The sequence below is a fragment of the Streptomonospora sp. PA3 genome, from assembly GCF_009728995.1.
Lineage (GTDB): Bacteria > Actinomycetota > Actinomycetes > Streptosporangiales > Streptosporangiaceae > Streptomonospora.
This window is the reverse complement of sequence record NZ_VTZW01000009.1, coordinates 245,982-265,174: the sequence shown is the minus strand read 5'-3', so window position 1 is coordinate 265,174 and position 19,193 is coordinate 245,982. Positions and strand designations below refer to the sequence as shown.

The window sequence follows — 19,193 nt, the reverse complement described above, 5'->3', positions numbered from 1 at the left end:
CCTGCCCCGCGGTTTCCCGATCCCGCTCGTGCCGTGCCGGCGTGCGCGCCGGCCGGACTCCGGCGGCGGCGCGGCGCCGAGCGGGGCAGTGCAGACGAGACGGAGGTTGCGCGATCCATGCCCACAGCCATCGGCACCCACCTGCTGAACGGGGTGCGCGGCGCCCTGATCGGTACCGCCGAAGTCATCCCGGGCGTCAGCGGCGGCACCATCGCCCTCATCACGGGGGTCTATGAACGGCTCATGACCTCCGCCGGGCACGTGGTCACCGGTGTCGCCGTGGGCGCCGCCGACCTGGTGCGCGGCAGGGGAACGGTCCGTGCCGGGCGCGAGTTCGGCCGGGTCTCCTGGGCGGTGGTGATCGCCGTGCTGATCGGCATGGTCCTGGCGGTGGTCGCGGCCGCCCGCCTGCTGGAGCCGGTGGTGACCGAGCACGAGCAGCAGGCCTCCGCGGTGTTCTTCGGCCTGGTGCTGGCCTCCTTGTGGGTTCCCTACTCCCACTCCGGCGGCGGATGGCGTATCCGGCACTACCTGCTGGCCGCGGCGGCCGCGGTCGCGGCCTTCCTCCTGACGGGACTGCCGGCCACCGAGACGGACCCCGCCCCGCTGGCGGTTTCGGGCGCCGCGGCCCTGGGCGTCTCGGCGCTCGTGCTGCCCGGCGTCTCCGGGGCGTTCACCTTGCAGGCGCTGGGGCTCTACGAGCCCACGCTGGCCGCCGTGAACGATCGCGACTTCGGCTACCTCGGCATGTTCGCCGCGGGAGCCGTCATCGGACTGGCGCTGTTCGTGAAGCTGCTCCAGTGGCTGCTGGAGCACCACCGCAAGATCACGCTGGTGGTCATCACCGGTGTCATGGCCGGTGCGCTGCGGGCGCTGTGGCCGTGGCAACCCTGGGCCGAGGAGTCCGACCGCTCGCTGCTCGCTCCGACCACGGACGTGGCCTCGACGACGGCGCTCATGGCCGCCGGTTTCGCGCTCGTGGTCGTGATCCTGGTGGTGGAGCGGCTCCTGCTGCCGACCGGCGGTGACACCGGCACCGACACCGACCGGCCGGAGTCCGGTCGGCGCGCGCCCCGGCACGGGTCCCGCACGTGATGAGTGCGGCCCCGGCGGGTGCGGGCGGCCGCACGCGCTGCGCCGGAACCCGCCGGGGCGCGGCCATGTCGGCAACGGTCCACCCGGCGATTCTGCGCTACCTCGAAGGATGACGTCCTCGGTGGCGCGCCGGGCGGCGGTCAGGGGTGCTGGGGGTGCGCGCCGGGCAGGTCCGGCAGGTCGCCGGTGAGGTAGCGCTGGAGGTTGGGGCCCAGCAGCGCCACCAGGTCGTCGAAGGGCAGGGACGCGATCGGTTCCACCCGCACCACGTGGCGGGCCACGGCCGTTCCGACGACGTGCGTGGCCGCCAGCACGGCCCTCAGCCGGGTCCGGTCGCCGCCCAGCTGTGCGGCGACCCGCTCGACGATGCGCGCCTGCAGGAAGTCCCGCAGCAGGCCGGCGGCCTCGTCGGTGGTCAGGGCGGTGCGCATCATCGCCTTCAGCGCGGCACCGGTCTCGGGGTCCTCCCACAGTCCCAGGTACGCGCGGGCGAACGCCTCGCCCAGCTCGCCGAGGGGGCCGTCGAGGGCCTCGTGGAGGCGTTCCAGCACTTCGGGGGGCATGTGCAGCGTGGCGGCGAAGAGCTGGTCCTTGGTCCCGTAGAAGTGCCGCACCAGGGCGGGGTCGACTCCGGCCTCGGCCGCGATACCGCGGAAGGTGGCGCCCGCGTAGCCCTTGGCGGCGAACTGCTCGCGCGCGGCGACGAGGATCGCGTCCTTGGTACCGCTCTGGCCGGGCCTGCGCCCGCCGGGCCGTCGGTCGACGCCGTCAGCGTTGCCCGTGGTCATCGCACCCCTCCCAACTATCTCCATGTCCGGGGAATTCTATGGCGGCGACGCGGGTCGGCCGGTCTGCCGGCCGCCGGCCCCGACTGCCGCTCGGCCGATCCGGGTCGCCGCTCCCGTAATTCCACACCCGTTGACATCTACACACGGGGAATTCTACATTTGTGGAATCAGGGAGTCGGGTCCGCCGGTGCCGCACACGGAGGACCGCGCACGCCCCCGCATCGAGGACGAGGGAGTTCAGCGATGAGCGAGAAGACCACCTGCGCGATCATCGGCGGCGGACCGGCCGGGATGATGCTCGGCCTGCTGCTGGCGCGCGCCGGTGTGCAGGTCACGGTGCTGGAGAAGCACGCCGATTTCCTGCGCGACTTCCGCGGCGACACCGTCCACCCCAGCACCCTGGATCTACTGGACGACCTGGGCCTGGGCGAGCGCTTCGCCGCGCTGCCCCAGAGCAGGATCGACCGCGGGGGCGTCGACATCGGTGCGGGACGGCAGCTGACCGTCGCCGACTTCGGCCGCCTGCGGCTGCGCCACCCCTACATCGCGATGGTGCCGCAGTGGGACCTGCTCAACCTGCTCGCCGAAGCCGGCCGGGACGAGCCCGCATTCACGCTGCACATGAGCACCGAAGCCACGGGCCTGCTGCGGGAGAACGGCCGTGTCGCGGGCGTGCGCTACGCGGGCCCCGACGGCCCCGGCGAACTGCGCGCCGAGCTGACCGTGGCCTGCGACGGCCGCGAGTCGATGGCGCGCGCCGAGTCCGGCCTGCCGCTGCGGGAGTTCCCGGTGGCCTTCGACGTCTGGTGGCTGCGCGTGCCCGTCCGCGGCACCGCCCCTGCGGCGCTGACCGCGCGCACCGGTCCCCGCCGGTTCATCGTCCCCATTCCCCGGACGGGCTACATCCAGCTGGCATACCTGGGCCGCAAGGGCACCGACGCCGAACTGCGCGCCCGCGGGATCGAGGAGTTGCGCCGCGACATCGCCGAGCTGATGCCGGAACTGGCCGACACCGTCGGCGAGCTGGCGTCCATGGACGAGGTCAAGCACCTGGACGTGCGGGTGGACCGGCTGCGCCGCTGGCACACCGAGGGTCTGCTGTGCATCGGCGACGCCGCACACGCCATGTCGCCGGTCGGCGGTGTGGGCATCAACCTCGCCGTCCAGGACGCCGTGGCCACCGCGGCCCTGCTCGCCGCACCGCTGAAGGATCACCGGGCCACCCGCCGCAGGCTCGGCGCCGTCCGCCGCCGGCGCCTGCTGCCGACCGCGGTCGTGCAGGGCGTGCAGCGTGCCTTGCACCGGCGGCTGCTGGCGCCGCTCCTGGCGGGCCGCGACGTCGCACCGCCCAAGCCGCTCCTGGCCGCGCTCAAGGCGGTGCCGCAGTTGTCGGCCGTACCGGCGTACCTGATCGGCGTGGGCGTCCGCCCCGAGCGGGCCCCCGCCTTCGCCCGCCGCCCCTCCCGCCCGGCACAGGACCGGCGGCCGCCGTATGCCGAGCAAGGAGACGTCAAAAACCTTTGACATCGTGTCGAGCCCGCTTTACATTGGGCATGTCAAAGGTTCTTTACACCGACCGAGGCGGGGCGATGGCGTTGTCACTCGAGGAGAAGCGCGTGTGGAGCTACGCGGCGGTCGCCCTGGCCGTTCCCGCGGTCTACTTCGCGGTCGTCCTGGCGCGGATGGCGGGCGCGGCGCCGGACTACGACTATGTGGTCCCGATGCTCGCAGCGATCGGCGCCGGGCTCGTGCTGAACATGCTCCTCACCCCGCGCGGCACCGAGCGCAGGGACGAGCGCGACGCCGAGATCCACCGGCGCGGCGAGCACATCGGCTTCTACGTACTGGCGGGCGTTGCGGCGGCGGCGCTGGCCCTGACCATGGCGGCGGTCCCGCACTTCTGGATCGCCAACACGCTCTACCTGGCCTTCGTGCTGAACGCCCTCACCTCGTCGGCGGTGAAGATCGTCGCCTACCGCCGGGGCTTTTGAGGTATGGCCAAGTCCACACGAGTCACCAACTCCATCCGGTCCCTGCGGTTCGCCCGCGGTGAGATGACCCAGGCGGCGCTGGCCGAACGCATCGGCGTCACCCGCCAGACCGTGATCGCCATCGAGCAGGGCCGCTACTCGCCCTCGCTGGAGGTGGCCTTCCAGATCGCGCGGGTCTTCGGCGTCCGGGTCGAGGACGTCTTCCACTATCCCGAAACCCCTGACGGCGGCTGACGGCCACCGGCGGATCCCGCCGCGCGCCCGCCGTGGGCCGTCCGCCGTACCGTTCGCCGACAGAGAGGCACGTCCATGCCGGAACAGCTCTCCGCGCCCGCTGCCACCATGCAGGCCGCCGTCTGCCCCCGCTACGGGCCGCCCGAAACGCTGCGGATCCGCGACGTCCCCCGGCCCAGCGCCGGCGAGGGCGAGCTGCAGGTGCGGGTGCGCTTCAGCGCCGTCACGCCGACCGACTGCGCCGCGCGCTCCGCCGACCCCGCCACCGCTCGGCTCGCGTTCGGCCTGCTCCGGCCGCGCAACCCGATCCTGGGCGGGCTCGTCGTCGGCGAGGTCGCCCAGGTCGGCGGCGGTGTCACCGCCTTCTCGGTCGGCGACGAGGTGATCGCCGAGACCGGCGCCGCGCTCGGCGCACACGCCCGATACGCCCGCGTCCGCGCGGCCGGCGCCGTCGCCAGGCCCGCCGGCATGAGCGGCGAGACCGCCGCCGCCGTCGCCGACGGCGGCCTGACCGCGCTGCCCTTCGTCCGCGACCACGCTCGCCTGGAGCCGGGGCAGAGCATCCTGGTCAACGGAGCCTCCGGAGCCGTCGGCGGTGCGGCCGTCCAGCTCGCCGCCCACTTCGGCGCGCGGGTGACCGGCGTGTGCAGCGGCGCCAACGCCGAGCTCGTCGCCTCACTGGGGGCCGGCGAGGTCGTCGACTACACGAGCACCGAATTCACCCGGCTGAACAGGCGCTTCGACGTCGTATTCGACGCGGTCGGCAAGAGCTCCTACGCGCGCTGCCGCCGCCTTCTGAAGCCGGGCGGCGCCTATCTCACCACCGGACCCGGCGCGGGGATCCTGCTGCACTCCCTGCTGACCGCGGCCCCCGGCGGCCGTAGGGCCCGCCTCGCGTTGACGGGCCTGCGCTCGCAGGAGGCGCGGGCCGCCGACCTCGCCGTGCTGACCCGCCTGGCCGGGGAGGGGCGGCTGGTCCCGGTCGTCGACGGCCGCTACCCGTTGGAGCGCGTCCGCCAGGCCCACGAGCGCGTGGAGACCGGCCGCAAACGCGGCAGCGTCCTGCTCACCCTGTGAGGATCCGAGAACGTGGTGCGGGCCGGGTGACCCGGGGCCGCGCTCGGACGGCAGGGGACCGGGATCGGGCCGACCGCTCCGGGCGCACTCGGCCCGTTCGCCCCGGCGGCGGCCGCACGGTGCCGGGTCAGCCCCACTCGACGCGCACCTGGGTGCGCCACTGCTCCAGCAGTTCGGGCAGGCCGTCGACCTCGGCTTCGGCGCTGCGGTTCCAGAGGGCGAGGTAGAGCTGTACCGCCGTGCCGCCGAAAACCGCGTCGGGGGACTCCGCGGTGCCCGCCGCGCCGACCTCGGTGACCACAGGATCCTCGCTCACGCGCAGCGACCACGCGTGCCCGGTGTCGGCGGTCCGCACCAGGATGCGGCGCGGCTCGGCGGATCGCAGACGACTCTTTGCGCGCGGCAGGAAGCCGCACAGGAGCTCGTCGATCCCGTCGGCGGCCAGCGCCGGCGCGATCGAGGTGTCGGCGGGCGCGGGCGGGGTGCCCAGCGCCGCTGCGAGGGCGTCGACGCTGTGCACCGTGGTCTCGTGCGCCTGCCGGCGCGCCCAGAACAGCCGCGGCCGCGGCGCGTCGCGCAGGAACACGGCCGCCTCCGCGTCGTCCGCGGTCTCCCGCAGAGTCTCGACCAGCGCGTCGAGGCCGGCGCGCAACCAGCCGAGCGGATCGGGCGCCGCCAGTCCTTCGGCGTGGGAATGCCCGGAGTCGTGCGCGGAGTCGCCGCGCAGGTGGGCGGCCGCCCACCGGTGCACCATTCCCTGGTGCGCGACGAGGTCGGCCACCCTCCAGTCGGGGCACGTCGGGACGCGGGCGCCGGGCCCGGCGCGCTCGGCGGCACTGCGCAGCGCGGCTCCGCTGCGCTCGATCACCGAGATGTAGTCGTCGAGTCCGAGATGCGCCGGCATGCGGCCATCTTAGATAGTCCCGGCCGCAGGCCGCTCGCGCAGCCCTCCGCCGCTCGCTCGCGCCCGGAATCCGCTCGCCCCGCGGGGTGCCGGTCTGGGAGCATGCGCGGCATGAGCGAGGGGTTCGTTCCCGGGCTGGAGCTGGCGCGGCGGTTCTACCGCGAGGCCGTCGCGCCCCTGCTGGCCGAGCACGTGCCAAAGCCGGTGCATACGGCCGCGCTGCTGGGGCCGGGCTCGGAGGTGCTGGGGTTCGACACCGCGCGCTCCACCGACCACAACTGGGGTCCGCGCCTCCAGCTGCTGCTGGACAACGGCGACGCCGACCGGTACGCGGGCGCGGTCGCGGACCTGCTCGCCGACCGGCTGCCGGCGGAGTTCCTGGGCTATCCCACGAGCCTGGTGCCCGTCGGCGCCGACGGCACTCGGCACATGCGGATCACCGGCGGGCGGGTGCACCACGCGGTCGAGGTCGCCGGCCTCGACGGCTGGCTCGCCGTCCGACTCGGCTTCGACCCCTGCTCGCAGACGACGCTCTTCGACTGGCTCGCCACTCCCGCCCAGCAGCTCGCGGAGATCACCGGGGGCGAGGTCTTCCACGACGGAACCGGGCGGCTCCGCGCGGTGCGGCGGCGGCTCGCCTGGTATCCCGACGACGTGTGGCGCTACGTCCTGACGTGCCAGTGGCAGCGCATCAGCCAAGAGGAGGCGTTCACCGGGCGGTGCGCGGAGGTCGGCGACGAATGCGGGGCGGCGGTCGTCGCCGCTCGGCTGGTGCGGGACCTGATGCGGTTGTGCCTGCTCATGGCGCGCCGGTATCCGCCGTATGGCAAGTGGCTCGGCAGCGCCTTCGCGCGGTTGCCGTGCGCCCCGTCGCTGACACCGGTGCTGACCGCCGCGATGGCCGCCGCGTCGCGAAGCGAGCGCGAGGACCGGCTGGCCGCGGCTTATGAGTCGGTGGCCGGAATGCACAACGCGCTCGGGCTCACGCCGGAGATCGATCCGCGCACCCGGCCCTACCACGCCCGGCCGTACCGGGTCCTGCACGCCGAGCGGTTCGCGGCCGCGCTGCGCTTCACCATCGCCGACGGAACCGTGCGCGCCCTCCCCCTGATCGGCACCGTCGACCAGTGCCTCGACAGCACCGACGTCCTCACCCGCCCCATGCGCCGCCGCGCCGCGGCCGCCGCCCTCTACCCGGGCTGCTGACCGCCTGGGGGTGCGGTGGCGGTGCCGGGGCCGCGAACGGGAGGTGCGGACGGGTGCCGCCGAAACCGGTCGTCCGCGCTGGTGGGCGGGCGGGTAAACGGAGTGCGCCGACGGTGAGCGGGGCACTACCATCGCCGGCATGTACTTCCACCAGATCTACGGCTAAGAGGCGCGGTCGGCGCGACGCGCTCGTCCTTCCCGGGACCGAGCGCAGGCGTGCCGTACCCGGTGCTACCGCGAACCCTCAGTCCCGTTTCGACGAACCTGGAGAAGTACCCGTGGACCGTCCTGCCCACATCGCCATGGTCGGCGTTCCCGCCGTGAGCCACATCCTGCCCAGCCTGGAGATCGTCCGGGAGCTGGTGCGGCGCGGACACCGCGTCACCTACGCCAACGACCCCCGCATGGCCGACCTCATCGCCTCCACCGGCGCCGAGCTGGTGCCGTTCGCCACCACCCTGCCCCTTGACGACGCGGAGTGGACGGACGATCCGGTCGAGGGGATGGACCTTTTCCTCGACGACGCCATCCACAGCCTGCCCGTCATCCGCGGCCACTACGAGCAGGACCGCCCCGACCTGTTCCTCTACGACATCGGCGGCTACTCCGCCCGCGTCCTGGCGATCGACTGGGGCGTTCCGAGTGTGCAGCTCTCGCCCACCTACGTGGCCTGGGCCGACTACGACGACACCGTGACGGCCTGGCTGCGCTCGCTGCCGGGTGCGGACGCGCACTTTGCGAAGTTCGACGCGTGGCTGGCGGAGAACGGCGTCCACGGCCTGGACCACGCTTCGTTCGCGGGCAGGCCCGACCGGTGCCTGGCGATGATCCCGCGCGAGATGCAGCCGCACGCCGACACCGTCGCCGACAGCGTCACATTCGTCGGCCCCTGCTTCGGCGACCGCGCCGACCAGGGCGCATGGAGCCGCCCCGCGGGCGCGGACAGGGTGCTGCTGGTGTCGCTGGGCTCGGCCTACACCAACCAGCCCGCCTTCTACCGCAGGTGCCTCCAGGCGTTCGGGGAGCTGCCGGGCTGGCACGTGGTGCTGCAGATCGGGCAGTACGTGGACCCGGCGGAACTGGGCGCGATCCCCGGCAATGTCGAGGTGCGCTCCTGGGTACCGCAGCTGGCCGTCCTGCGCGAAGCCGACGCGTTCGTCACCCATGCCGGGATGGGCGGCTGCAGCGAAGGGCTGTACACCGGGACGCCGATGATCGCGGTTCCCCAGGCGGTGGACCAGTTCGACAACGCCGACCGGCTGCAGGAGCTGGGTGCGGCCCGGCGCATCGACACCGACGACGCCGACCCCGAGGCGCTGCGGTCGGCTCTGCTGGAGCTGACCGCCGACCCGGAGGTCGCCCGGCGCCTGGCCGGCATCAGCGCCCGGCTCCGGGCCGGCGGCACCGGATACGCCGCCGACCTCATCGAGGCGGAGCTGCCGCGCTAGCTCCGGGGGTGCACGGCCGCGCGCAACCTGCGCCAGGGCTTCGGCGGCGCGGGCGCCTCGCTGTGCGACGTCGTCAAGACGACCGTGTATGCGGCTTTCGCGGAGCGGGCCGACCTCGTCCCAACGCGGGAGGTCGTCAGGGAGCACGTGGCCGAGCACGACGCCCCCGGCGCTCTGCTGGAGTCGCCGTGCTCGGCCACCCGGACCGGCTCGTGGAGGTCGAAGCGGTGGCGGTCGCCATCGGCGGGTGACCGCCGCCGCTTTTTCACTGCTCACGCCGGGACCGGTACGCCCAGTTCCGCGGCGTGGGCCGTGCGGCAGTGCTTGCTGCAGTAGCCGTAGACGTCGCCCTCGTGCTCCAGGGTGATGGCAGCATCGCCGAGGCTCACGACCATGCTGCACACCGGGCAGTGCACGGTCCCCGGCTCCGGGCCGGGAACGGGACCCTGGCCGCGCACGCTTTCGCGCCAGGCGCCGGTGAACAGCTCACCGATGGCCTCGGCCCCCATCACCGTCCCGTCCAGGCCCAAGGTGCCTTCGCGGACGCCGTGCACCTCCACCCACACCTGCGGGTCGGCTCCCTCGCCCAGCACCTCGCGCACCGTGGCGGCGGTGATGCGGGTGTAGCGGTCGACGAACTCCTCCGCGACCGGCTTGACCCACGGCGCGGGCACCCGCACCCGCACGACGTAGCGCTGCGGCCAGTCGGCGCCGACGGCGCGGTCCCCGGCGATCCAGGTGAGCGGCTCGTGCACCACCACCTGGGTGTAGGCGCGCGAGTTCTCCTCGACGGACGGCGGGTGCGCCTCCCCGCGGTCCACGCCGTCGTCCAGCTCCACCAGCCGCCTGGCCAGCAGTTCCCTGCCCTCGGCGCCCAGAGCGCCCCGCGGGGCGAATACCTCGATGAACAGCATGCTCCTGCTCCCTCTCCGCTTACTCGGATCTCTACGGCCGGCTCTGATGCGGTCCGGCCCCTCGCGGCGCCTCAGCCGCGTACGGCTGTCACCACCAGTCCGGTGCCGGGTTGGCGCACCCCGCCCGCCGCCTCGTAGGGCGCGAGCGCCGCCCGCACCGCCTCGCGCGCACGGAGTTCGGTTTCGGGGTCGGTGTGGCGGAACCAGTGGCGCACCGGGCCCCATTCGAAGACGAAGTCGGCGGCGTCCTCCGCGGTCCGGCCGAGCATCGCCTCGGCGCTGCACCGCTCGACGGCCACCGACGTGAAGCCGGCTGCGTACAGCACCGCCTCGACGTCGCCCGGTGTCGACATCGTCGCCGGGGCCCGCTCGGCGTCCTCAGTGGCCAGGACCGGCGGCTCCGGCAGGAACTCGCCCATGATCCGGAACAGGTCCGGAAACCCCGTGTCCGCCGCGTCGCCGGTGCTGTCGGGGGTGCCGATCGCCAGGCGGCCTCCGGGGCGCAGCGCCGAGCCGATGTTGGCGAATGCGGCGGCGGGGTCGGCGAAGTACCAGGTGCCGCCCCGGCTGATCACCACGTCGAACGCGCCCGCCGGGAAGGGGTGCACCTGCGCGTCGCCCTGCTCGAAGGCGGCGTTGGCGATGCCCTTCTCCGCCGCGACAGTGCGGGCGCGCTCCAGCATGGGGGCCGACAGGTCCACGCCCAGAGCGCGGCCGTGCGGGGCCTTGAGGGCCGCGCGGCGGGTCGTCAGTCCCGTGCCGCACCCGATGTCGAGCACCCGGTCGCCCGGCCCGATGCGGGCCGCGCCGAACAGCGGGCGGTTGAACCCGCCGACCATGGCCTCGTAGCGGGCCGGGTTCCGGGCCCAGTGCCGCCCCTCATAGCCGTTCCACGCCTCGTACTGATGGGTGTTGGCGATCGTCCTTTCCATCGGTTGCGGCCTCCCTCAGGCGTGCTCGTGGTCGCCGAAGCCCTCGGGCGCCCGGTCCAGGAACGCGCTGACGGAGCCGATACGGCCGTCCTCGGTGAGCGACAGCACGTCGGTCCCGGTCGCGAACGACGTGCCGTCGGCGAGCCGGATCTCCCACAGCAGCCGGACGCGGCTGTTGTGCCCCTCCGGCTCGCGCCGGGCGACGAACGACGCTTCGCCGACGTGGGAGACGAACTGCGTGCGGAAGTCGATGAGGGCCTCGGCCCCCTGCATCAGCGCGGCGGGCGAGCGGTATTCCACGCCGTCGGTGAAGACCTCGGGCGCGAGTCGGCGCGCCTTCGACGGCTCGGCGTTCCAGAACTCCAGGTAGCGCTCGGTCGCCGAGGCGGTGGCTGCGCCGGTGTCGGTCTCGGTCATGGCTGTGCCTCCCTGCGTGCGGCGGCCGGAGCCCGATGCGGCCCGGCCGGTATGCACCGAGACTGCGCGCCGCCGGTGCGGCCCGTCGATAACCCCAGAGGTCATTGCCGCGCCTGCAGCGGGTGGGCCAATGTGTGTGCATGACGGTCACCACCGAGCCGGTCGGTGCGCTCCTGCGCGGCTGGCGCGAGCGCCGACGGCGCTCCCAGCTGGACGTGTCCATCGCCGCCGACGTGTCCACGCGCCACCTGAGCTACATCGAGACCGGCCGGGCCAACCCGAGCCGGGAGATGATCGAGCGGCTGTGCGACGAGCTGGACGTCCCGCTGCGCGAGCGCAACACGCTGTACCTGGCGGCGGGCTTCGCCCCGGCGCACGCCGAGCGGCCGTTCACCGACCTGGGCGCCGCGGGCGACGCGGTGCGCTCGGTGCTGGCCGGGCAGGAGCCCAACCCCTCGCTCGCGGTGAACGTGTGCTGGGAGCTGCTGGCGGCGAACCGGGCCATGTCGGCGTTCCTGCGCGGCGTACCCGCCGAGCTGACCAGGCCCGCGATCAACGTGCTGCGCGTGACGCTGCATCCCGACGGCCTGGCCCGGCGGATCCGCAACCTCGCCCAGTGGCGCCGCCACGTGCTGCGGCGGGTGCGCAGGCAACTGGACCGGACGGCCGCGCCGGGCCTGGCGGAGCTGCTCGCCGAACTGGAGGGCTACCCGGACGCGCTGCCGGGCGGGGCGAGCGAGTCGAGCGGGCCGGGTGAGTCGGGCGAGTCGGGCGGGCCGGAACCGGCCGCCCGGGCCGGCGGTGCGGACCGCTCGCCGATCGACGACATCGCCGTGCCCATGCGCATGGCGACGGAGTACGGCGACCTCGCCCTGCTCTACACGACCACGGTGTTCGGCTCACCGCGCGACGTGACGCTGGACGAGATCGCCGTCGAGACGTTCTACCCGGCCGACCCCGCCACAGCCGACCTGCTGCGCGCACTCGCCGAGTGAGACCCGGCCGGTGGCCGCGGACGCGGAGTCGGGGCCGATCGCGAGAACGCCCCCAGGCGCCGATGCCCGGCGAGCACCGGTCGTGCCCGGCCCCTGGCGTAGGCGACTGCGCGGGCCGACTGGCCGATTTCGGTCATGTGCTTTGCCGCAGCGCGCGGGCACTCGCTGTTGTCCTGGGGTGACGCCGCGGGGCCGGTGTGCCGGTATTCACTCTCGCCCACGTTCGGACAAAACGCCCATCTCGCGAGCGAATCGGGCTTTAAAGTAATCCGCGACCGACCGGGAACGGCGTGGCGAAGGGGCGAGGAATGAACGTGGAGATCCCGGCGGGACTGGCCGACGGCATCGACGCCGGCGCCATCGCGATCCCCCCTGTCAAGCTCGAAGCCCTCGAAGAAGCCGCCCAGGCCCTCAAGGACGACGGCCAGGACGTCGCCGACATCGGCGGCGACATCAAGTCGGCCTGGGGCGGCCTCAACGGCATCTACCAGGCACCCGAGGACCAGACCCTTTTCGCGGCGATCGACCCGGTGGCCACCAAGGGCGACGAGGTCAAAAGCGCCGCCACCACCGCCGGCGACGCGCTGCTGACGTTCGCCGAGGAGGTGCGCCCCATCCTGGAGCGGTGGCGCTCCCTCAAGGCCGACGCCCAGGCCATGGAAGAGCACATCGCCGCCAACGACGACTGGCGCGAGGACGAGGACAAGGTCGAGGAGTTCAACCAGCTCAACAACGACCTCATCAAAGTCCAGAACGACTTCATGGCCGCCGAGCGCGAGTGCGCCAACAAGATCACCGCGCTGTTCGGCGGCACCACGTTCGTGGCGGCCGAGCCCGGCTCCCAGCCGAACCTGGACGAGGGAGAGAAGGCCTACGGCTACACCGATGCCCCGCAGGACGTGGCCACCCCGTGGGCGATCCCCCAGGAGCACGACGCGCCGTGGTACGAGGACGTGGGCTCGGCCGTCGTCGACCTCACCTGGGGGTCGGTCAAGGACACCCTGGGCATGTTCGGGTTCCACGACGGCGCGGGCGACTGGACGCTCAACCCGGGGACCATGTGGGACAACGCCTCCCAGACCTGGGGCGACATGCTCTCCGGTGCGGCGATGCTGGCCGGCTACAGCGACGGCGAGTGGAGCTGGTCGACCGCCGGGACGGCGTGGAAGGAGGTCGCCCACTCCATGGTGCCGTGGCGGGAGTGGGGCGACCGGCCGGGCTATGTGATCACGCAGGGCCTGGTCAACATCGGCAGCATCGTCGCCGGTGTGGCGCTGACAGCGACGGGCGCCGGTGCCGCGGTGGGCGTGCCGCTGCTGGCGTGGCGGGGCACGCGCGTCATGCGCACGCTGGGCAACCTCGGCGACCTCGGGTCCGGATCCGGCGGCCCGGACGGAAACGGCAGCGGCAGCGGCTCGTCGGACTCCGACGGCTCCGGCAACACGCCCGACCCGAACATGCGCGCGCAGAGCCAGGGCCGGGACGGGCTGCCCACCACCCAGGAGATCCAGGACCAGCTGGCCGACTGGGAGGACATGGCCCGCGAGCTCGGCTGGGAGGAGACCATGCGCCGCGCGGCCGAGCTGAACGAACTCGCCGAGCAGCGCCAACCCGCCCTCGTCGGCGCCGGCGGCCCCGACATCGAGGCCAACGCCGACGGCCCCGACAACCCGCCGTCGACGACACCCCGGCCGACTCCGTCCCCGACCGACTCCCCCAGCCCCAACCCCAGCCCGAGCCCGACCACCCCCACCCCGGACCGTCCCTCCACCCCGTCGCCCACACCCGGCCCTACCGGCGAGGGCGGGGGCGGAGGAGGCGGCGGGCAGCCGCCCACCGGCGGAGGGGGCGGAGACCGGCCTCCGTTCCCCGAGGGGGATGGGGACGGCGAGGGCGACGGCTCCCAGGACCGATCCCAGCCCTCCGGCTCCCCAACCACGGAGGCGTCCGCCCCCCAGAAGACAGAAGGCACCGAGGACCTACGCGTCTCCCCATCCGGGGCCCAGGAAAAGCCCGAACCGACTTCTGCTCCCGCGGAACAGGGGTCTCCCGAGTCGCACTCTGATACGGATCCCGCACCCTCCCAACCGAAGATCCCCCAGGTCGCTGGGGTCGACGTCGAGTACGACCCTTCAGACCCCAGTAGCACCCCGAATCAGCCTGATTCCGGCCAAGCGCCGACGACGGACCCGGCCAGCGAGCAGGTTCCGACGGACGCTGAACGGGCACCTCGGCCAACCGGAGGCATGACGCCCGACCAGGAAGCCAGCGTTGTTCGAGAGATAGGGCAGTTCAATCTCCGCCCGAAGGACATGGACCTGCTGATTCGTCGGCTGAAGAAGTCTGAGTATGGTCACAGTGTTGCCGAGCTCATATCCGAGGGTCATCTGACGGGGATCGCCAACTTCAAGGATGTCGCGGACATGATGAGGGGAAAGGGGATGATGCCCGCTGCCCACATGGCCTTGCGGCACGCGGATCTCCTGTTGGACCGAGGAGTCGATCCTGACAGCATCGCATTCGAGATGAAGGACAAGGACGCCGGCATCGACTTGGACGTCGCGACCTTGGACTCCGATGGGTCAGCCGACTACGGTTATCAGCTGAAAGACGTACAGAGCGTAAGCGGAGTCGAATCCGCACTCAGGAAGATCCGGACCAGACAGCTCACGCCTGGCGCAGCGAACGAAAGAGTCGCCATTCTAGATGTACATGATTCGGTGAATAGCCTGGATAAAAAGCACCTCGAGATATTAAAATATAACCACGAGAACTATGGAATCGCATTCAGACTCCGCTTCAATGACGGATCGGTTACGATTCCCCCGGATCACCCGATATATCCGTAGAGGAAACGATGCCCGCGCTTCTTCGAGCTCCGCAGCCTTCAGGCTCATGGGACTTCAATCTCAATGGCATATCCGAGGGAACGATCGACTCCGCTCTCCAGGCGGCGGACAGGATAGCCGCCGCGCTCTCTCGCCACCGGCTTCTGGCTCCCAAGAGGCTGGAGTTTTCCTGGATGGTGCCGGGCCAGGGAGCCACCGGAATCACTACATCTTTTGCCGTACTGGACGAGCCGCTCGGATCCGGCGATGTTGCGCAGCGGGCCATCGGCAGTCGACCTGTGATGTTCTCCGATGCGAGGGTGGACCTCCTGCACGTCCACGGCAGCGGTGTCTGGATCGACGAGGATTCCGTAGAACGCAGCGAGCCGCGCCTCGTCGACCTTCTCATCGGCTTGGATCCTCCCCATGGGGCTTGGGCGCAGATTGCGGTGCACCACGACGTGTGGACGTGGTTCGACTTCCATGGGAATCCGCATCGGGTTGTATACGAGAACAACGCCCCGAGACTCGAGGCGGCGCTTAAATCCGTTGAAGCGGAGTTGGGGGTCACCGCGGAAGCGGGAGATCCTACTGTGTTCGGGTGCCCCGAGGGATACGGCATCGCTCCTCCTGAACCGGACGAGGAAGTAGGACCGGATCTGAGCAGCCGACTCTAGGCGGTAGGCCGTGAGGGCGCCGGCCGGCGGCTCCCGCCCCCTCCGCGCGGTGGAACCGGCCGGAGGGCTCCTACGTCCGTTCCTGCGGAAGAACGTGTCACGCCCGGACACCAACCAGGAACGGAGAGCCGTGAACGAGCTCTTGAGCCGACTGACCGATCCGCTGATCCTCCTCCCGCTGGTCTACATCGCGTGCGCGATCCCGTTCATGTTCACTCCGACGTGGCGCCTCCTCCGGTCGAGCATCTACAGCCAGGAGTCGGCGTCCTCCGCGAACATGTGGGTCGTACGCCTCTGCCTGATGTCGACCTGCACGATGGCCGCCGTGTTCGTGGTGATGTCCCTATGATGTCGATGCTCGTCGACAAGCTGACAGAGCCCGTCACGTGGTTCGTGCTGGTCGGCGTGGTCGCGCAGACGGCTGTGCTGATCAAACCGGAGATCGTCTGGCGGCAGCGGGGCCGCAACCGACTCGATGCCCTGCCTCCCCGCCTGGCCACGGTGTTCCTGTGGATGTCCCGGTGCGGGGCCGCCATGACCATCGTGGTGCTGATCGTGTTCCTGTTCCTCTGATGCCAGGGCCCTGGGGGCCGCCTCCGCACCGGAGCGGCTCCCAGGAGACACGCCCCCAGCCTCCCGGGACGCCCGGCCGGTAGGACCGGCTCACCCCAGCACCCGCCCGAGGAAGCCCCGCATGTACCCGGCGACGACGTCCAGGTGGCTCTCCAGCAGGAAGTGGCCGCCGTCGACCAGGTGCACCTCCGCGTCCTCGGCATCACGGGCGAAGGCCAGGGCGCCCTCCGGGCCGAAGATCTCGTCGTTGCGGCCCCACACCGCCAGTACCGGGACCTCGCTGCTGCGCAGGTATTCGTGCAGCCGCGGGTACAGCGCGCGGTTGCCGGTGTAGTCGCGGAAAAGCGCCAACTGGATCTCGTCGTTGCCCTCGCGCGAGACCAGGGCCACGTCGTGCTCCCAGGTGTCGGGGCTGACCAGGCTCGGGTCGGGCACGCCGTGCAGGTACTGCCAGCGGATGGCCTCGCGGCTGAGCGCGACGCGGACGGCGGGCTCGGTGGCGGGGCCGGGGTCGGCTCCGTACGCCCAGACGTCGGCCCAGAACGACTCCACGAAGCCGTCCTCGTAACCGTTGCCGTTCTGGGTGACGATGGCGGAGATCCGCTCGGGGTGCTTGAGCGCGAGGCGCCATCCGATGGGGGCGCCGTAGTCCTGGACGTAGACGGCGTAGCGGTCCAGGCCGAGCCGGTCGAGCAGTCCGTCGGTGAGCTCGGCGAGGGCGTCGAAGGTGTAGGTGAACTCCTTTGCACCGGGCGCGGCCGAGTGGCCGAAGCCGAGGTGGTCGGGCGCGATCACGCGGTAGTCGGCGGCCAGCAGCGGGATGAGCTCGCGGAACATGAACGAGCTGGTCGGGTAGCCGTGCAGCAGGACGATCGCGGGGGCGTCGGCGGGGCCGGCCTCGCGGTAGAAGATCTCGTAGCCGTCGACGGTGGCGGTCCGGTGGTGCACCGAGTTCATTTCTAACCCCTTTAAAGCCTTTATGTGGTTAGGTGTTCGCCATGCAAGCATGCACTGACCTAACCTGTCAATAGACTCGATCCGGTTAGAAGGAGTCGCCCCTTGGACGCGCACCCGATCGGCACCCACTCGACGGACACGCTGCTTGACCTGCTCAACAGCAGGCCGCGGGTCGACGGCGAGGACCAGGACGCGCTCGCCGACCCGGCCGGCGGCCGGCGCTGGGCGCGCGAGCACGGCGGCGACGGCGGCCCCGCCGAACTGGCGCTGCTGCGCGAGGCGCGGGACACTTTGCAGGCCGTCGTGCGGGGAGAGGCCCCGCCCACTGCGCTGAGCCCGCTGCTCGAAGGGGTCCGCCAGATCCCCGAACTCACTGCGGACGGATTGCGGTGGAGGGTCGAGACACCACCGCACGCCCGGCTCGCCGTCGCAGCGGTTCTCGCCTGGGCCGCCACCGAGGAGCAACTGCCCGGCCGGCTGCGCCCGTGCGCCAACGACGAGTGCCGGCTGTTCCTGCTCGACCGCAGCCGCGCCAACCGCGCCCGCTGGTGCTCGATGGCCGTCTGCGGCAACCGCGCGAAGGCCCGCCGCCACTACCAACGCACCCGCTGACCGGCCCGCCCCGAACCCGCGCGAGGGACTGCCGCTCGCGCCGAGGGTGGCGCCTGCACACTCTGGACGCCGAGAGTGGTCCCGGTCCACTCTCGGCGCCGCGTCGCCGCCGCGCGGCTGGGAAACCGGGCGCGGCGGATTCCGGCCGGCTGCGATCAGGAAGGCCCCGGCGACCATGGGCGGGTACAGCGACCTCGACTTCGTTGCCAAGACGAACGCCGGGCATGCCCAGATCAGACGTGCGCCGGATCGGCGCGGCCGCGTGCCGCATCCGCAGCAGCGGCAAGCGGCTGCACATCCAACCGCTGCGCACGGACGCGCAGGAGGAGCCGGCGCCCCCGGAAGTCCTGACCAGCCTGAGATACACCACCGAAGAGCTCCTCGGCGAGATCGTCGCCGCCTGCCTTTGGCACAGCGCCGCGGTCGCCTCTGGAGCGCGGGCCCACTACGAGTCCGACGACGAGGACGACCCGCTGGAGACCGAGGACGCGGCCCCGGCCCACCGCCTTGACGTCCGCCTGAACGAGGGCCGGCTGACCGTGCTCCCGGTCCGTCTCGACCCCGGCGACGGGAACTTCCCCGTCCATCCCCCCGACCGCGTCCCCGCCTACGACGGCCCCGTGCCGGAGGACCATCGCCGCCTCGGCACCCTGATCGCGGACGCGGTGGCGACGCGGATCCGGTGACGCGGACCCCGGGTGCCGGGCCCCTCCGCCCCCTCCGCCCCCTTCCGCCAACCCGGCGCCGTCACACGGGCTGGCCCACGGGCCTCACGGTCAGGGTGTTGAGGTCGACGCCTGCCGGTTGGTCGAGTGCGAAGGCGATGGCCTCCGCGATCGGCTGGGGAGGCAGGGCGTAGGAGGGAGCGCCGACACCCTGCCAGAACGGGGTGTCGATCATGCCGGGGTTGACGAGGGTGACACCGATGCCGCGGGTCGTGGCGTGCAGGCGCAGGTTCTCGGCGAGGCCGGTGACGGCCCACTTGGTGGCCGAGTAGAGATTGCCGGGAGAGTTCTTCAGCCCCGCGACGCTGCCGATGAGCACCAGCCGTCCGCCGGTGGACTCAAGGTGGGGCAGGGCGGCATGGGCCAGCAGGGCGGGGCCGAGGACGTTGGCCAGAACCATCGGCGCCCACGACTCCGGGTCGCCGGCCCCGATGGAGTCGCCCGACATGAATCCGGCGTTGGCCACCGCCGCGTCGAGGGCGCCGAAGTGCTCCACGGTGCGGTTCACGACCGACTCGGTGGCCTGCCAGTCCGCCGCGTCCGCTGCGAGCCCAAGCAGTCGGTCGGGGCGGCCGGTCTCGTCGAGGAAGGTCTTCAGTCTGCGCTCGTCGCGTCCGGTGACCGCCACGCGGTGGCCGCGGTCGAGGAGCAACCGCGCGGTGTGGGCGCCGATACCACTGGTCGCGCCGGTGATCAGTACGGTTTTGCCGGCCATGGCCATACTCCTGAGAACTGGATTGAGGACGGCGAACGGCGGTCCGCGGTGCAGGAATTCCGTTCACGTTCGCCGGTCTCATGAAATCGGCGCCGCCAGAGGCGG

At 72.1% G+C, this 19,193-nt stretch carries 21 protein-coding genes; 14 read left to right on the top strand and 7 right to left on the bottom strand.

Going from position 1 to position 19,193, the window contains the following annotated elements; translation table 11 throughout:
• Positions 1–117: 117 nt before the first annotated feature.
• The gene (locus tag FZ103_RS09540; RefSeq protein ID WP_156000320.1) at positions 118–1,095 is read left to right on the top strand and encodes a DUF368 domain-containing protein; all 978 of its coding nucleotides are present in this window, start codon (positions 118–120) and stop codon (positions 1,093–1,095) included.
• Positions 1,096–1,235: 140 nt separating this feature from the next.
• Here the strand turns inward: FZ103_RS09540 and FZ103_RS09535 are convergent, their stop codons facing one another.
• On the bottom strand, positions 1,236–1,883 hold the full coding sequence (locus FZ103_RS09535; RefSeq protein WP_156000318.1) for a TetR family transcriptional regulator: 648 nt from the start codon (positions 1,881–1,883) through the stop codon (positions 1,236–1,238).
• Positions 1,884–2,126: 243 nt separating this feature from the next.
• On the opposite strand from FZ103_RS09535, the gene FZ103_RS09530 reads away from it, so the two are divergent.
• From FZ103_RS09530 to FZ103_RS09515, 4 genes are all read left to right on the top strand, one after another.
• Positions 2,127–3,407, top strand: coding sequence for an FAD-dependent oxidoreductase (locus FZ103_RS09530; RefSeq protein WP_156000316.1), 1,281 nt, complete (start codon positions 2,127–2,129; stop codon positions 3,405–3,407).
• A 65-nt stretch (positions 3,408–3,472) separates the two neighbouring features.
• Complete coding sequence (locus FZ103_RS09525) at positions 3,473–3,874, top strand: hypothetical protein (protein ID WP_255429864.1); 402 nt, start codon at positions 3,473–3,475, stop codon at positions 3,872–3,874.
• A gap of 3 nt (positions 3,875–3,877) precedes the next feature.
• Positions 3,878–4,108: a helix-turn-helix transcriptional regulator gene (locus FZ103_RS09520; protein WP_156000314.1), complete on the top strand. Its 231-nt coding sequence runs from the start codon at positions 3,878–3,880 to the stop codon at positions 4,106–4,108.
• Between the two features lie 75 nt (positions 4,109–4,183).
• Positions 4,184–5,185: an NAD(P)-dependent alcohol dehydrogenase gene (locus FZ103_RS09515; RefSeq protein WP_255429863.1), complete on the top strand. Its 1,002-nt coding sequence runs from the start codon at positions 4,184–4,186 to the stop codon at positions 5,183–5,185.
• A gap of 127 nt (positions 5,186–5,312) precedes the next feature.
• Here the strand turns inward: FZ103_RS09515 and FZ103_RS09510 are convergent, their stop codons facing one another.
• Complete coding sequence (locus FZ103_RS09510; RefSeq protein WP_156000312.1) at positions 5,313–6,089, bottom strand: maleylpyruvate isomerase family mycothiol-dependent enzyme; 777 nt, start codon at positions 6,087–6,089, stop codon at positions 5,313–5,315.
• 111 nt (positions 6,090–6,200) lie between these two features.
• Here FZ103_RS09510 and FZ103_RS09505 point away from each other — a divergent pair, with 111 nt between their 5' ends.
• Together FZ103_RS09505 and FZ103_RS09500 are read left to right on the top strand one after the other, a co-directional pair.
• Complete coding sequence (locus FZ103_RS09505) at positions 6,201–7,295, top strand: DUF4037 domain-containing protein (protein WP_156000310.1); 1,095 nt, start codon at positions 6,201–6,203, stop codon at positions 7,293–7,295.
• A 302-nt stretch (positions 7,296–7,597) separates the two neighbouring features.
• Complete coding sequence (locus FZ103_RS09500; protein ID WP_156000941.1) at positions 7,598–8,743, top strand: macrolide family glycosyltransferase; 1,146 nt, start codon at positions 7,598–7,600, stop codon at positions 8,741–8,743.
• A gap of 272 nt (positions 8,744–9,015) precedes the next feature.
• On the opposite strand, the gene FZ103_RS09495 is transcribed toward FZ103_RS09500, so the two are convergent.
• From FZ103_RS09495 to FZ103_RS09485, 3 genes are all read right to left on the bottom strand, one after another.
• Positions 9,016–9,657 (bottom strand): hypothetical protein, encoded by a 642-nt coding sequence (locus FZ103_RS09495; protein ID WP_156000308.1) that lies wholly within the window; start codon positions 9,655–9,657, stop codon positions 9,016–9,018.
• A 71-nt stretch (positions 9,658–9,728) separates the two neighbouring features.
• Positions 9,729–10,589 carry a class I SAM-dependent methyltransferase gene (locus FZ103_RS09490; protein ID WP_156000306.1) on the bottom strand — a complete coding sequence of 287 codons (861 nt, stop codon included), beginning with the start codon at positions 10,587–10,589 and terminating at the stop codon, positions 9,729–9,731.
• Positions 10,590–10,604: 15 nt separating this feature from the next.
• Positions 10,605–11,006: an isomerase gene (locus tag FZ103_RS09485; RefSeq protein WP_156000304.1), complete on the bottom strand. Its 402-nt coding sequence runs from the start codon at positions 11,004–11,006 to the stop codon at positions 10,605–10,607.
• Between the two features lie 140 nt (positions 11,007–11,146).
• On the opposite strand from FZ103_RS09485, the gene FZ103_RS09480 reads away from it, so the two are divergent.
• The 5 genes from FZ103_RS09480 to FZ103_RS09455 all read left to right on the top strand — a co-directional run bounded on the left by FZ103_RS09480 (position 11,147) and on the right by FZ103_RS09455 (position 16,079).
• The gene (locus FZ103_RS09480; RefSeq protein ID WP_156000302.1) at positions 11,147–12,001 is read left to right on the top strand and encodes a helix-turn-helix domain-containing protein; all 855 of its coding nucleotides are present in this window, start codon (positions 11,147–11,149) and stop codon (positions 11,999–12,001) included.
• A gap of 308 nt (positions 12,002–12,309) precedes the next feature.
• Positions 12,310–14,850, top strand: coding sequence for a hypothetical protein (locus FZ103_RS24855; RefSeq protein WP_186356066.1), 2,541 nt, complete (start codon positions 12,310–12,312; stop codon positions 14,848–14,850).
• Positions 14,851–14,858: 8 nt separating this feature from the next.
• On the top strand, positions 14,859–15,506 hold the full coding sequence (locus tag FZ103_RS09465; protein ID WP_222936623.1) for a hypothetical protein: 648 nt from the start codon (positions 14,859–14,861) through the stop codon (positions 15,504–15,506).
• A gap of 130 nt (positions 15,507–15,636) precedes the next feature.
• Entirely contained in the window at positions 15,637–15,855 is a 219-nt protein-coding gene (locus tag FZ103_RS09460; RefSeq protein ID WP_156000298.1) for a hypothetical protein, read from the top strand.
• Positions 15,852–16,079, top strand: a complete 228-nt coding sequence (locus FZ103_RS09455) for a hypothetical protein (RefSeq protein WP_186356065.1) — start codon at positions 15,852–15,854, stop codon at positions 16,077–16,079. The genes FZ103_RS09460 and FZ103_RS09455 overlap by 4 nt, the downstream gene beginning before the upstream one ends.
• 90 nt (positions 16,080–16,169) lie before the next feature.
• Here FZ103_RS09455 and FZ103_RS09450 read toward each other — a convergent pair whose 3' ends face one another.
• Positions 16,170–17,036 carry an alpha/beta fold hydrolase gene (locus FZ103_RS09450; RefSeq protein WP_156000294.1) on the bottom strand — a complete coding sequence of 289 codons (867 nt, stop codon included), beginning with the start codon at positions 17,034–17,036 and terminating at the stop codon, positions 16,170–16,172.
• A 102-nt stretch (positions 17,037–17,138) separates the two neighbouring features.
• Here FZ103_RS09450 and FZ103_RS09445 point away from each other — a divergent pair, with 102 nt between their 5' ends.
• Both FZ103_RS09445 and FZ103_RS09440 read left to right on the top strand, forming a co-directional pair.
• Complete coding sequence (locus tag FZ103_RS09445; RefSeq protein WP_156000292.1) at positions 17,139–17,648, top strand: CGNR zinc finger domain-containing protein; 510 nt, start codon at positions 17,139–17,141, stop codon at positions 17,646–17,648.
• Between the two features lie 224 nt (positions 17,649–17,872).
• Positions 17,873–18,334 carry a hypothetical protein gene (locus FZ103_RS09440; RefSeq protein WP_156000290.1) on the top strand — a complete coding sequence of 154 codons (462 nt, stop codon included), beginning with the start codon at positions 17,873–17,875 and terminating at the stop codon, positions 18,332–18,334.
• 61 nt (positions 18,335–18,395) lie between these two features.
• On the opposite strand, the gene FZ103_RS09435 is transcribed toward FZ103_RS09440, so the two are convergent.
• Positions 18,396–19,088: an SDR family oxidoreductase gene (locus FZ103_RS09435; protein ID WP_156000288.1), complete on the bottom strand. Its 693-nt coding sequence runs from the start codon at positions 19,086–19,088 to the stop codon at positions 18,396–18,398.
• Positions 19,089–19,193 lie beyond the last annotated feature (105 nt).